Annotated in this window: 11 protein-coding genes; 8 read left to right on the forward strand and 3 right to left on the reverse strand. The window is 56.9% G+C overall.

Features of this window, described 5'->3' with window-relative positions; translation table 11 throughout:
* The 4 genes from kdpB to C7433_RS18670 are packed head-to-tail and all read left to right on the forward strand — an operon-like array spanning position 1 to position 5873.
* Positions 1–2046, forward strand: a complete 2046-nt coding sequence (gene kdpB / locus C7433_RS18655; protein WP_110268701.1) for a potassium-transporting ATPase subunit KdpB — start codon at positions 1–3, stop codon at positions 2044–2046.
* A gap of 10 nt (positions 2047–2056) precedes the next feature.
* Complete coding sequence (gene kdpC, locus C7433_RS18660; protein WP_006121133.1) at positions 2057–2626, forward strand: potassium-transporting ATPase subunit KdpC; 570 nt, start codon at positions 2057–2059, stop codon at positions 2624–2626.
* 13 nt (positions 2627–2639) lie between these two features.
* Positions 2640–5315 (forward strand): two-component system sensor histidine kinase KdpD, encoded by a 2676-nt coding sequence (gene kdpD / locus C7433_RS18665; protein WP_110268702.1) that lies wholly within the window; start codon positions 2640–2642, stop codon positions 5313–5315.
* A 54-nt stretch (positions 5316–5369) separates the two neighbouring features.
* Positions 5370–5873, forward strand: coding sequence for a TIGR00645 family protein (locus tag C7433_RS18670; protein ID WP_006121131.1), 504 nt, complete (start codon positions 5370–5372; stop codon positions 5871–5873).
* 60 nt (positions 5874–5933) lie between these two features.
* On the opposite strand, the gene C7433_RS18675 is transcribed toward C7433_RS18670, so the two are convergent.
* Positions 5934–6866, reverse strand: a complete 933-nt coding sequence (locus tag C7433_RS18675; protein WP_006121130.1) for a LysR family transcriptional regulator — start codon at positions 6864–6866, stop codon at positions 5934–5936.
* Positions 6867–6960: 94 nt separating this feature from the next.
* Between C7433_RS18675 and C7433_RS18680 the strand changes: the two genes are divergently transcribed.
* The 4 genes from C7433_RS18680 (at position 6961) to C7433_RS18695 (ending at position 11052) form a co-directional block, all read left to right on the forward strand.
* On the forward strand, positions 6961–8169 hold the full coding sequence (locus tag C7433_RS18680) for an MFS transporter (RefSeq protein ID WP_110268747.1): 1209 nt from the start codon (positions 6961–6963) through the stop codon (positions 8167–8169).
* A gap of 61 nt (positions 8170–8230) precedes the next feature.
* A complete protein-coding gene (locus C7433_RS18685; protein WP_006121128.1) occupies positions 8231–9574 on the forward strand; it encodes a sodium:proton antiporter in 1344 nt (447 codons plus the stop codon).
* Positions 9575–9604: 30 nt separating this feature from the next.
* Entirely contained in the window at positions 9605–9943 is a 339-nt protein-coding gene (locus tag C7433_RS18690; protein WP_006121127.1) for a hypothetical protein, read from the forward strand.
* Between the two features lie 170 nt (positions 9944–10113).
* On the forward strand, positions 10114–11052 hold the full coding sequence (locus C7433_RS18695) for an alpha/beta hydrolase (protein WP_110268703.1): 939 nt from the start codon (positions 10114–10116) through the stop codon (positions 11050–11052).
* 117 nt (positions 11053–11169) lie between these two features.
* Here C7433_RS18695 and C7433_RS18700 read toward each other — a convergent pair whose 3' ends face one another.
* Positions 11170–12249 (reverse strand): porin, encoded by a 1080-nt coding sequence (locus tag C7433_RS18700; RefSeq protein ID WP_050504762.1) that lies wholly within the window; start codon positions 12247–12249, stop codon positions 11170–11172.
* 190 nt (positions 12250–12439) lie between these two features.
* Positions 12440–13186: a glycerophosphodiester phosphodiesterase family protein gene (locus tag C7433_RS18705; RefSeq protein ID WP_110268704.1), complete on the reverse strand. Its 747-nt coding sequence runs from the start codon at positions 13184–13186 to the stop codon at positions 12440–12442.
* Positions 13187–13208 lie beyond the last annotated feature (22 nt).

Genomic DNA, 13208 nt, shown 5'->3' on the forward strand with positions numbered 1-13208 from the left:
ATGAGTCGTCAACAACAGGTGTTTGACGCAGCGCTCTTGCGCACTTCAGCAATCGATGCCGTGAAAAAACTCGACCCACGCGTTCAGTTTCGTAATCCGGTGATGTTTGTCGTCTACCTGGGCAGTCTCCTGACCACGGTACTGGCGGTGCTGATGTCTACTGGCTATCAGAGCGGCAGCGCCAGTTTTACCGGCGCGGTGTCTGTCTGGCTGTGGTTTACCGTGCTGTTTGCGAACATGGCAGAAGCGCTGGCCGAAGGGCGCAGTAAAGCCCAGGCGAACAGCCTGAAAGGCGTCAAAAAAACCAGCTTTGCGAAAAAACTGTCGGCTGCGCATTACGGTGCAAAATGGCAGCAGATTGCGGCCGATGAGCTGCGCAAAGGGGATGCGGTATTAGTGGAAGTGGGTGACGTTATCCCGTGCGATGGTGAGGTGGTCGAAGGGGGTGCATCGGTTGATGAAAGTGCCATCACCGGGGAATCCGCGCCGGTGATTCGTGAATCGGGCGGTGACTTTGCCTCGGTAACCGGCGGGACGCGTATTCTGTCCGACTGGCTGGTCATCACCTGCAGTGCAAACCCCGGCGAAACCTTCCTGGATCGCATGATCGCGATGGTGGAAGGCGCACAGCGCCGTAAAACGCCCAATGAAATCGCCCTGACGATTCTGCTGGTGTCCCTGACGATTGTGTTTCTGTTAGCTACCGTCACGCTGTGGCCGTTCTCCGCCTGGGGCGGTACGCCGGTGACCATCACCGTGCTGGTTGCGTTACTGGTGTGCCTGATCCCTACCACGATTGGTGGTTTACTCTCCGCCATCGGCGTTGCGGGGATGAGCCGAATGCTGGGGGCAAACGTGATTGCCACCAGTGGTCGTGCTGTCGAAGCGGCCGGGGATGTGGACGTGCTGATGCTGGACAAAACCGGCACCATCACACTGGGTAACCGCCAGGCGACCCAGTTTTTACCGGCCCCCGGCGTCACAGAAGAACAGCTTGCCGATGCCGCCCAGTTGGCCTCGCTGGCGGATGAAACGCCGGAAGGTCGCAGTATCGTGGTCCTGGCGAAGCAAAAATTTAATCTGCGTGAGCGGGACCTGAGCAGCATGGGAGCCAGTTTTATTCCCTTCTCAGCCCAGACGCGCATGAGCGGTGTGAACGTGCAGAACCGCCTGATTCGTAAAGGGGCGGTCGATGCGGTGCGCCGTCATATTGAAGCCAGTCACGGTGCGTTCCCGGCAGAAGTAAACGCCCGGGTAGAAGAGGTTGCCCGGGCGGGCGGCACCCCGCTGGTGGTCGCTGAAGGCCCGAAAGTGCTGGGCGTGGTCGCGCTGAAAGATATCGTCAAGGGCGGGATCAAAGAGCGCTTTGCCGAACTGCGCAAAATGGGCATTAAAACCGTGATGATTACCGGTGATAACCCGCTGACCGCCGCCGCGATTGCAGCCGAAGCGGGCGTGGATGACTTTTTGTCGGAAGCGACACCCGAAGCCAAACTGGCGCTGATCCGTCAGTATCAGGCCGAAGGCCGCCTGGTGGCGATGACCGGTGACGGCACCAACGATGCGCCTGCGCTGGCGCAGGCCGATGTCGCGGTCGCGATGAACTCGGGGACGCAGGCCGCAAAAGAGGCAGGCAACATGGTCGATCTGGATTCCAACCCGACCAAGCTGCTGGAAGTGGTCCATATCGGTAAACAGATGTTGATGACGCGCGGATCGTTAACCACGTTCAGTATCGCCAACGACGTAGCCAAATACTTCGCCATTATTCCGGCGGCGTTTGCGGCTACGTATCCTCAGCTCAATATGCTCAACGTGATGGAGCTGCACTCACCGTCCTCCGCGATTCTGTCGGCAGTGATTTTTAATGCCCTGGTAATCGTCTTCCTGATTCCGCTGGCCTTAAAAGGCGTGAGCTACCGGCCATTAAGCGCCGCATCACTGCTGCGCCGTAATTTGCTGATTTATGGATTAGGTGGACTGCTGGTGCCGTTTATCGGTATCAAAGCGATCGATATGTTGCTTGTGCTGTTTGGTATGGCCTGAGGAGAATAAAATGAGTCAGTTACGTCCGGCAATTTTTCTGCTGCTGCTGCTAACGGTTGTATGTGGCGTAGTTTATCCTTTGCTCACGACCGGGTTGGCGCAGTGGCTGTTTCCCTGGCAGGCTAACGGATCGCTGTTAAAGGTAGAAGGTGAAGAACGGGGCTCTGCACTGATTGGGCAGGCTTTTAGCCAGCCTGGCGAGTTTTGGGGCCGTCCTTCTGCCACCGGCGACAAACCGTATAATCCCCTGGCATCCAGTGGCAGTAACCTGGCCGCGAGTAATCCGGCACTCGACAAAGCGGTGGCTGAACGCGTTGCCGCGTTACGTGCAGCCAATCCGCAGGCCAATGGGCCGGTGCCGGTGGATCTGGTGACCAGTTCAGCCAGTGGGCTTGATCCAGAGATTTCGCCACAGGCAGCGCTGTGGCAGGCACCGCGCGTGGCGGCGGCCCGTCAGTTGCCGCTGGCGAAAGTGGATGCGCTGGTGGACAGCCTGACCCAACGTCCGCTGCTCCCATTTATCGGCGAACCCACGGTGAATGTGCTGCAACTCAATCTGGCGCTGAACGATCTTAAATAAGTAAAAGGACGCTATGAATCACGAACCGCTGCGCCCCGATCCGGATGCGCTGTTACAGGCCAACAGTGACAGCCATCGCGGTAAGCTCAAGATCTATTTTGGTGCCTGTGCGGGGGTAGGGAAAACCTACGCCATGCTGCAGGAGGCGCAGCGGCTCCGTGCCCAGGGACTCGACGTGCTGGTCGGCGTGGTGGAAACCCACGAGCGGCCGGAAACGGCCCAGCTTCTTAACGGACTGGTGGTGCTGCCGCGTCGCGCTACCGGCCGATCCCGCCATGCTGAATTCGATCTGGATGCCGCGCTGGCACGTCATCCGGCGGTCATCCTGATGGATGAACTGGCTCATACCAACGTGAAAGGCTCGCGACATCCCAAACGCTGGCAGGATATTGAAGAACTGCTGGATGCGGGCATCGATGTGCTGACCACAGTGAACGTTCAGCACCTGGAAAGCCTGAATGATGTGGTCGGCGGCGTTACCGGCATTCAGGTGCGTGAAACCGTACCAGACCCGTTTTTTGACAGCGCCGATGAAGTGGTGCTGGTGGATCTGCCGCCTGACGATCTCCGGCAACGTCTGAAAGAGGGCAAGGTCTACATTGGCGATCGCGCCGAGCGGGCCATCGAAAATTTCTTCCGCAAAGGCAACCTGTTTGCGCTTCGTGAGCTGGCACTGCGCCGCACAGCCGATCGGGTAGACGACCAGATGCGCGCCTGGCGCGACAGCCAGGGACGGGACAAGGTCTGGCACACGCGCGACGCGATTTTGCTCTGTATCGGAGACGATACGGGCAGCGAGAAACTGGTTCGTACGGCGGCACGGCTGGCCGCCCGGCTCGGCAGCGAATGGCATGCTGTCTATGTTGAAACGCCGCGCCTCAACCGCTTACCGGAGGCCCGTCGCCGCGCCATTTTGCGGACGCTCAAACTGGCGCAGGAGATGGGCGCGGAAACGGCAACGCTCTCCGATCCCGACGACGCCCAGGCGGTGCTGCGCTACGCGCGGGAACACGATCTGGGCAAGATTGTGACCGGACGGCGTCCCGTGCGACGCTGGCGACGCGACAGTTTTGCTGAGCGGCTGGGGCAACTGGGCCCGGATCTGGATTTGCTGGTAGTGGCACTCAATGAGCCCATGCAGGATGCGCCGCATCCCTTAGCCAGCGAACGGGTTAACAGCGACAAATGGCGCATGCAGTTGCGCGGCGTCATGATGGCGCTGGTGCTGTGTATTCTGGTCACCGCCGCCGGACAATCGGTGCTGATCAGCTTTGATCCGGCCAACTGCGTGATGATCTACCTTCTGGCGGTGGTGATCGTGGCCCTGCGTTATGGCCGATGGCCATCCGTGATCGCCACCGTCATCAACATCATTGCCTTTGATCTGTTTTTTGTGGCACCGAAAGGCACGATTGCCGTCTCCGATTTACAGTACCTGGTGACCTTTGGCGTAATGCTGGCGGTCGGCGTGATCGTGGGTAACCTGACGGCGGGCGTGCGCTACCAGGCGCGCGTCGCCCGTTATCGCGAACAGCGCACCCGGCAACTGTATGAAATGGCTAAATCGTTGGGCAGCGGTCTGACACCCGAGGATATCGCGGCCACCAGTCAGCGCGTGCTCGACGCCACATTGCAGGCCCGATCCCTGCTGCTGCTGCCGGATGAGCAGGGCGAGCTGCAAACCCTGGGCAACGCGCTGCCGGGAAATGAACCGGACTGGGCTATCGCCAAATGGAGCTACAGCAAAGGCCAGCCAGCCGGCGCAGGCACAGACACGTTACCGGCCGTGCCCTACCAGATTCTGCCGCTGAAGGTAGGAGAATCCTGTCGCGGGCTGCTGGTCGTCGAGCCAGAAAACGTGCGCCAGCTGATGATTCCCGAACAGCAGCGGCTGTTAGAAACCTTCACCGTCCTGATTGCGAACGCGCTGGAACGTCTGGCGCTGTCGCAGAGTGAAGCGGCTTCGCGGCTGGCCGCCGAGCGTGAACAGTTACGCAATGCCCTGTTGTCGGCGCTGTCTCACGATTTACGCACGCCCTTAACCGTGCTGTTTGGTCAGGCGGAAATGCTGATGCTCGACCTGGCCAGTGATAATTCAAAATATGTGCCCCAGGCCAGCCAGATTCGCGAACAGACCCTGAGCACGATTCGTCTGGTCAGCAATATGCTGGATATGGCGCGTATTCAGTCCGGCGGTCTGAATTTACGGGAAGAGTGGCTGGCTCTCGAAGAGGTGATCGGCGGGGCGCTCAGTAGCATGGCACCGTCGCTGAAAGGAAAGGCGGTCGAACTCGATCTGCCTGCGGATATCGTCCTGATTAAGGGAGACAGCACCTTGCTGGAGCGGGTGTTTACCAACCTGATCGAAAACAGCCTCAAATACGCCGGTAACTGCGTGCCGCGCGGGATCCGCGCCTGGTGTGATCATGCCCGCCTGGAAATTGCCGTCTGGGATGGCGGTCCGGGCATCGCGGAACAGGACATGACCCGTATTTTTGATAAGTTTTCGCGTGGCGACAAAGAGTCGGCCGTGCCTGGCGTCGGACTGGGGCTGGCCATTTGTAAAACCATCATTGAGAGTCACGGCGGTCAGATCTGGGCGGAAAATCGCCCGGAAGGTGGGGCCTGTTTCCGCCTTTCTTTACCCTTGCCGCCCGCACCTGAAATTTCTCCTGAAGGGCTGAAATAACTTCACAGATGATCGGTTATAATGCGCGACTTTACTGCTTATGACTGGGAAATTATGGAACGTTTTACCGAAAACCTGATGTATGCATCGCGCTGGCTGTTGGCTCCCGTTTACATTGGACTTTCGCTGGGATTACTGGCACTGACCATCAAATTTTTCCAGGAAATTGTTCACCTGTTGCCCAACATTTTTAGCATTGCAGAAAACGATCTGATCCTGCTGTTGCTGTCACTGGTGGACATGACGCTGGTCGGCGGGCTGCTCGTGATGGTGATGCTGTCTGGCTATGAAAACTTTGTCTCCAAACTCGATATTGATGAGGGCAAAGAGAAGCTGAGCTGGCTGGGTAAGATGGATTCCGGCTCGCTGAAAAACAAAGTGGCGGCGTCGATTGTGGCTATCTCCTCCATCCACCTGCTGCGGGTGTTTATGGACGCGCGCAATGTCGAAAATGATAAGCTGATGTGGTACGTGATCATCCATCTGACCTTCGTTTTGTCGGCCTTTGTGATGGGCTGGCTGGACAGCATGTCGCGGGCAGAGAAGAAAAACGTGTAACCGACGGCATGCGTTATCCGCGCCGGCGACTGACGTCGCTTTTCCCGCGAGATGCCGGCGTCAGCCTGACGCCGGCCGTGCCCCCGCCAGATGAGGCAACACCGCCTTGATCATGGCAAAAAACGCAGTCAGCCGGGCAGGATAATAGCTCGCCCAGGGATAGGTCAGCCATACCGGTAACGCCGGAGCCTGCCATTCCGGCATGAGCTGGACCAGCCTGCCCTCTGCTAAATCCTCTTGTATCACCCACGACGAGACGATGGCGGCCCCCAGGCCCGCCAGCGCAGCTTTGCGTACCGCATAGAGGCTGTCGCTGCTTAAAACAGGGGCGATCGGCAGATTCACCGGTTCACCTTTGTCCTGATGCTGTAACGCGATTTCGTTACGGTAGAAGCTGGTTAACGCGAGCCAGGGCAACGCGCCCAGCTGTTCGACCCGGGTGATCGGTGCATGCTGCCGGAGCAGTTCAGGGGCCGCGACAACAATGCGCGGCACTTCGGCCAGCAGCACCGCCACGACCGAAGGATCGGTAGGCGCGCCGACCTGAATGGCGCAGTCAACGTTCTCGGCCACAAAATCGGGTGTTCTGTCGTTCAGCATCCACTCTATGCGTAAACGGGGATAGCGGCGCATAAAGTCCACCAGCGGGGCGACCAGTTGATCCTGACCAAATGCATGCGGCGCGCGTACCCGCAGTGTCCCGACGGGATCGCTGCCTGCGCCGGTCAGATCGTCTTCCAGCGCATGCCAGGTGGCGAGCAGTTGACGTGCCTGTGCATAACAGCGTTCGCCATCATCGGTGAGCTTGAGCGCGTGAGTCGTGCGCAGTATCAGCTTCACGCCGAGCCCGTGCTCAAGCGCCTGCAACCGACGGCTGATAGTGGGCTGCGTTGTGCCAAGTTGCACTGCGGCGGCAGACAAACTGCCGCTTTCGACAATGCGAATAAAGGTATGCATCAATGCGATACGATCGTTATTGCTGAAATTGCTCATGCGCCCCACGTATAACCTTTTTGTTTTTTATCAGTCTACCGCGTATGCCAAAAACAGGCTTTACTTGCCACACGCTTTTTTCGAGGATTTCACTATGACAGTGGTACATAACCTGAACCGGCATTCAACTGAGCGCCTGCCTGCGCCCCTTGTTTTTACGTTAGCAACCGGTGCGGGTCTGAGCGTGGCATCGATTTACTACAGTCAGCCCATGCTCGACATCATCAGCAAGCAGTTCCAGATAAGCGTCGGCAGCGTCGGTATGGTGCCCATGTTAACCCAGGCGGGTTATGCGCTGGGGATCCTGCTGCTGGCCCCGCTCGGCGATCGCCACGATCGTCGCACCATTATTTTGATCAAAGGGTTACTGCTAGTCATGGCGCTTCTGCTGTGCGGCTTTTCCGGCGGCATCAGCGCACTGCTTATCGCCAGTTTTATCACTGGCCTGACGGCGACCGTGGCGCAGGATATTGTTCCGGCATCGGCCGCGCTCGCCCCGGTGGCCAGCCGGGGTAAAACGGTTGGCACGGTGATGACGGGTTTACTGGTCGGCATTTTATTATCCCGTGTCGTTAGCGGTGTGGTGGCGGAGTATTTTGGCTGGCGCACCATGTACATGATTGCGGCTGTGGCCGTGTTGCTGATCAGCCTGACGCTGTGGCGCGTACTGCCGCGCTTTACGCCGGGTACGTCGGTAAGCTATCCCCGCCTGCTGTTGTCACTGGTGCACTTATGGCGTGCGCATCAAACCCTGCGGCGTGCGGCGCTGGCACAGGGACTGCTCTCCGTGAGTTTTAGTGCGTTCTGGTCAACGCTGGCGATCATGCTTAGCGACCGCTTCCATTTTGACAGTGCCATTGCCGGTGCTTTTGGTCTGGCAGGGGCGGCAGGCGCGCTGGCGGCGCCGCTGGCCGGGAACGTGGCGGATCGTATTGGCCCGGCGCGCGTCACCCAGTTTGGTGCCGGTCTGGTGACGCTCTCTTTCGCGCTGATGTTTTTACTGCCTTTCCTGCCGCTGTCTGCTCAACTGGCCGTCATTATTATCAGCACAATAGGTTTTGACTTAGGCGTGCAGGCGACCCTGGTGGCCCATCAGACATTGATTTACGGTCTGGTTCCCGAGGCGCGTAGCCGGCTAAATGCCCTGCTGTTTACCGTGGTGTTTATCGGTATGGCCAGCGGGGCGGCACTGGGTAGCCTGGCGTTGGCGCACTGGGACTGGAATGGCGTTGTCGTGTTATCCACCGTTGCCGCCGCTGTCAGCCTGTTGATCCGCCTCGCCAGTCGTCACCTCAGGGACTGATTCTTCCGCCCGCCAGCAAATGTGCCAGGCTTAGTCATAAACTCAATTAAAACGGTGCGTTATGAACTTCATTGCCTGGACAGCTGCGACGGGCTGTCTGCTGTTATTAATGTCGCTGGCATCAGGGTGGATCCACCGCGGCCCCGTGACCTCTTTTGGTCTTTTTTTATTAACCGGGATCGCCTGTGGGCCGTGGGGATTTGATGTGATTGAAATCGATATCCTCCGCCATGCTGAACTGGTCGCGCATATTACCGAGATAACGATGGCCGCGTCGCTGTTCATCACCGGGCTCAAGCTGCGTCTGCCGCTGAAAGCCAGGCAATGGCGCGCGGGCAGCCTGCTGGCGTTTCCGGCCATGTTGTTGACGGTCGCCGCAATGACGCTGCTGTCTCACTGGCTGGTGGGGCTGTCGTGGCCGATTGCGCTGGCCTTTGGTGCTATTGTTGCGCCCACCGATCCTGTACTGGCCAGCCTGATTTCCGTCAGCGATGCGCAGGACGATGATGCCCTGCGCGTTGCGATATCCAGTGAGGCGGGCATGAATGATGGTTCGGCGCTGCCGTTACTCATTCTGGCCCTGTTGCTGTTTAACGGTGAAAGTCTGGGCACGGGCATGCTGGCACGCTGGGCAGCCATTGATGTGGTGTGGGCCATTGGCGGCGGCATTCTGCTGGGGTTTGGTCTGGGGCGGTTAGTCGGCCTGCTGGCCGCACGGCTTCGTCATGCGCATGGTGATGTCGCACCCAATGACTTTCTGGCGCTGGCGCTCATTGCGTTGAGCTATGCCCTTGCTGAATCGCTGGGCGCGTCGGGCTTTCTGGCTACCTTTGCGGCAGGCCTGGGATTACGTCGGGCTGAACTGGGTGTGTTCAAACGTTATCAGCCTGATGATATGCCGGATGACGATCGGGTGCTGCCTGCGGAAGCACTGGTCAATCCCAACCAGCGTTTACAGCAACACGGTAGCGGTATGGTGAAATCGGTCGGTTTAGTGGTAGGCGACGCGCTGTCTTTTGGCGATACTATTGAGCGTTTACTGGCGGCCACAATGATGGTGGTCCTCGGCGTGACGCTGGCCCATCACTGGAACATGCAGGGCGTGATGCTCGGCCTGTTGCTGTTTGTGGTCGTCCGGCCACTCGCCGTATGGCTGGTCACGCTGCGTTGCGGCGTATCGCTTCCTCACCGTTTGCTCATCGGCTGGCTGGGGATTCGCGGTATAGGTAGTCTTAATTATATTGCGTTTGCCTGGGTCCATGGTATGGGCGGCTCGCAGGCAACGATGATGGTTGATATGGCGCTGACGCTGGTGGTATGCAGCATCGTGGTGCACGGCGTGTCAGTAACGCCGCTGCTAAACTGGCGCCAGGCCCGACTGGATGCAAAGCAGCGCCAGTCATGAAAGTGGGTTAACTGATAACAGGAGAAGACGATGAAGATATCTCAGATACTGTTGCTGAGCGTACTGGCCTCTGGCAGTGCGCTGGCGGCAGACGACACGGAACAAAGTGCTTACGCCAGCCAGCTGTGTCACATCGTGAGCAGTGAAAAAAGCGTATCGACAGCCGATCAGTATGTCGAAAAAATGAAATCCAGCGTCGCAGGATCGCAGTCCTCATCCGCCTTCAATAAACCTGAATTTGACGAGGAACTGGCGAATGAAGTCGCCAGCGCATGGCTGCAGCTGGGTGACGAAGAGCGCGCTAAACTGCGTAAAAATACGCAGCAGTGTGAGCAAACGGTGATGACGCAGTTCCAGCAAGAAGATTAACCGCAGTTAAATCGTCAATAAACGCGCTAAAATGGCGCGTTTTTTAATGGATTTTCATGCCCGATTGCGTACATAATCGCCAGCGTCTTCACCAAACGTGCGATACATAATAAAAACGCAGCGGACCGACAGGGCCGTCTGACCTTTCTGGCATAGATTTAACAGGCATCATGATTACGCGTCGACGCTTTATTTTCGGCACAGGAGCGCTTGCGCTTTCACTGGCTACCAGCAAACTGTTTGCCCGCGATGATATTATTCCCCTCTGGCCGGACGAACCGCCCGGCGGTGGCGGCCCTGGCGGAAAATTACGTGTTGATGCATGGGGCTCCTGGTCGAATATCGTCAGCCCGGCGATTCAGCGTTTCAGACCTGAAAACCCCAACGGTGAAGCGGTGCTCATCGCGGCAGGCGGCGGCTACCGCTGGATCGGTATGGGACGTGAAGCCTGGCCCGTTGCACACTGGTTAAATGCCAACGGCTATACCGCCTATGTTCTCAGCTACCGTTTGCCGCGTGAAAAGTGGCAGGCCGGGAATATGGCGCCTTTACAGGATGCCCAGCGCGCGCTGCGTCTGCTTCGCTCATTCGAACGAAAAGTGCATGTATTAGGATTTTCGGCCGGTGGACATTTGCTGGGGATGGCGGCGGCGCGTCCGGACTTTCAGTCCTATCCCCCCATTGACAGAGTGGATCAGGAAATCCCCAAAGCGGACAGTGTCGGGCTGATTTATCCGGTCATTACCCTGGAAGCCCCTTATCAACATACCAATACACATCTGATGATGGTCGGTAATGATGCCAGCCCACAGGAAGAAGCCAGTTGGTCTGTGCAAAATTATGTCACGCACGCTTATCCGCCAACCTTCCTGGCGCAGGCCGGTGACGACCACACTTCGAAACCCTTTAACACGCAGTTAATGCGCGATACCTGTCGCCGCAATCGCGTGCCGGTTCAGTTGATTCAGCTTTCCAGCGGCGGGCATGGTTTTGGCCTGGGTAAAGCGGGCACGCCGGCTGCGCTGTGGGATCAGGCCTATGTGAAATGGCTGGAAAACCTTGATCAGAACCCCTCACCGTTGACGCATCGGTCTGCCACTGTCCTTTAGTTATCCTGGCGACGCCGGTCATAAAAAAAGCCGGCAGTTGCCGGCCTCGCTAAAACAGCGATTCTCAGGATTGAAGCGACACAGGGCAAAGCATGTGATAAAGCACGGTCACTGCGATTAAAACTGATAGGTCAGGCCCATCCCGACGCTGTCTTTCGTAGTGATACCGGTAGCACGAGTAAAGTCATTATCTTTCAATAGGTTAATGCGGTAATCCACATAGGTCAGCATGTTCTTGTTGAAGTAGTAATAGGTGCCCACCGCAATATATTTCTGCATGGTCTGGCTTCCACCGGCAAAGTTGCCTGCGCCTTGCAGGTTTTCCCCACGCTGCGTGACAAAACCAATGGAAGGGCGTAAGCCGTTGAGGAACTGATATTGCGCAATGGCTTCGAAGTTATGCGTCTTATCAGCAATCTGCGACAGCTGGCCGTACGGGGTCACATCGTTGGCCTCACCGTACATCGCGGCAAGGTAGATTTGGTTCGCATCGTATTTGGCCGAGGTCACCCATGCCGTCGCATCGTCACCCTGACCGTCAGCTTGCTGTGTCAGCGTACGATTGGCTTTCATACCGGCCGCAGCAATGCTCAAACCATCGGTAATGCTGTAGGTCACACCGGCACCGTAGCCGTCGCCGTTTGCCAGCTTAGCGGTTGAGCGGTCGTTTTTCCCCTGATACTGAAGAATGACCTTCAGGCCGTTCCAGTCTGGCGAGTGCCAGGTGGCCAGGCCGGTTGAGCGTTTTGACAGGAAGTTGTCGTTGGTGGTCATGGTGCCGGAACCGTAAATCGGTGCCATATCGGTGTAAGCCGATGCGGTATACAGCACGCCAAAGCTGCGGCCGTAATCGAATGAGCCAAAGTCAGCCAGTTTCAGACCTGCAAAACCCAGACGCGTCGCATTCCCGGTTTGTGCGTCAGTGCCGCCTTCGCTGTGGTTCAGCTGGAAGTTATATTCCCATTGACCATAGCCTGTCAGCTGATCGTTAATTTGGGTTTCACCTTTAAAACCCAGGCGCGCATAAGAGTTATCACCATCTTCGGCGGTATTGTCCGAAAAGACATGACGCGCATCGACTTTACCGTACAGATCAAGTTTATTACCGTTTTTATTATAAATTTCAGCGGAGCATGCAGAAAATGAGATCAGCAAACACAGTGCATGCGGCGCGCATATTTTTATTTTACGTTGCATATCATCTACCCTTTAATGTTGGTGAAGCATGAGGTTTATTTCCGCACAAGGCGGCATTGTTCAAAAATGTCAGTTTCGTTATGACGAAATAATTAAAAGCGTTACGTGGCTACATCATGTGGCCGTATTTTTATGGTTTTCCCTGGTGTTGATTATCAGGGCGCATAACGCCTTGATAATGTATTTATTATTAAATGGCTAAATCAGGTATATCGCTCAATATCGTTTGCGCGCCACTGTGTAAATATTTACGGGCGACAGCAGGGTCATTAATTGTGGCAATCGCAAATTCAATACCGGAATCGGCCAGGCGTTTCAGGTCGTCATCCGTCGCAAAGTCCGCCAGGAAGTGCAGGATCTGACAGCCGGTTCTGGCCAGTAATGCCACAGGATCGCTGGGAGGAACGCACACGGCCAGTCCACGCGGGACGTCAGGCATGATCCTTTCCGCAACCTTCAGCGAGAGCTCAGAAAAGCTGCTGATAAAGAGCTTCTTTTCATCCGCAGGCCACAGCGATTTCAGCTGCGTAATGGCAATTTCCGCGGTTTCAATTTCCTGACCAGACGTTGGTTTGATCTCCAGCTGAAGGCCAATACCTTTATCCAGCACAAATCCCACGGTTTCAGCCAGTGTAGGGACTTTAACGCCTTTGAACAGGTGGCCATAACAGACGCCCGCATCCAGCGACCGGATTTGGTCCAGGGTTAAATTGGCGACGTAGCCGGTGCCATTTGTTGTCCGATCCACCGCATCATCGTGAATGATGACCGGGTGCCTGTCTTTGGTCAGTTTGACATCCACCTCTATCCACGTCGCGCCATGCTCAACGGCCGCCTGAAAAGAAGGCAGTGTGTTTTCTGGTGCCAGCAGAGGCGCACCACGATGTGCAATCAGGCGGGAATTCACTATGCGTACAGGGTGTTTTTTTATCGGCATGCTCAGCGTTACCTTCTGTTGT

Origin of the sequence: Pantoea sp. PNA 03-3 (assembly GCF_003201175.1) — a bacterium.
GTDB classification, from domain to species: Bacteria; Pseudomonadota; Gammaproteobacteria; order Enterobacterales; family Enterobacteriaceae; genus Pantoea; species Pantoea stewartii.

Bases quoted from the DNA above. Each gene is read 5' to 3' on its own strand.
- C7433_RS18670 (WP_006121131.1), top strand. From the start codon at position 5,370: ATGGAACGTTTTACCGAAAACCTGATGTATGCATCGCGCTGGCTGTTG.
- C7433_RS18705 (WP_110268704.1), bottom strand. From the start codon at position 13,186: ATGCCGATAAAAAAACACCCTGTACGCATAGTGAATTCCCGCCTGATT.
- C7433_RS18690 (WP_006121127.1), top strand. From the start codon at position 9,605: ATGAAGATATCTCAGATACTGTTGCTGAGCGTACTGGCCTCTGGCAGT.
- C7433_RS18695 (WP_110268703.1), top strand. From the start codon at position 10,114: ATGATTACGCGTCGACGCTTTATTTTCGGCACAGGAGCGCTTGCGCTT.
- C7433_RS18700 (WP_050504762.1), bottom strand. From the start codon at position 12,249: ATGCAACGTAAAATAAAAATATGCGCGCCGCATGCACTGTGTTTGCTG.
- C7433_RS18680 (WP_110268747.1), top strand. From the start codon at position 6,961: ATGACAGTGGTACATAACCTGAACCGGCATTCAACTGAGCGCCTGCCT.
- C7433_RS18675 (WP_006121130.1), bottom strand. From the start codon at position 6,866: ATGAGCAATTTCAGCAATAACGATCGTATCGCATTGATGCATACCTTT.
- kdpB (WP_110268701.1), top strand. From the start codon at position 1: ATGAGTCGTCAACAACAGGTGTTTGACGCAGCGCTCTTGCGCACTTCA.
- kdpC (WP_006121133.1), top strand. From the start codon at position 2,057: ATGAGTCAGTTACGTCCGGCAATTTTTCTGCTGCTGCTGCTAACGGTT.
- C7433_RS18685 (WP_006121128.1), top strand. From the start codon at position 8,231: ATGAACTTCATTGCCTGGACAGCTGCGACGGGCTGTCTGCTGTTATTA.
- kdpD (WP_110268702.1), top strand. From the start codon at position 2,640: ATGAATCACGAACCGCTGCGCCCCGATCCGGATGCGCTGTTACAGGCC.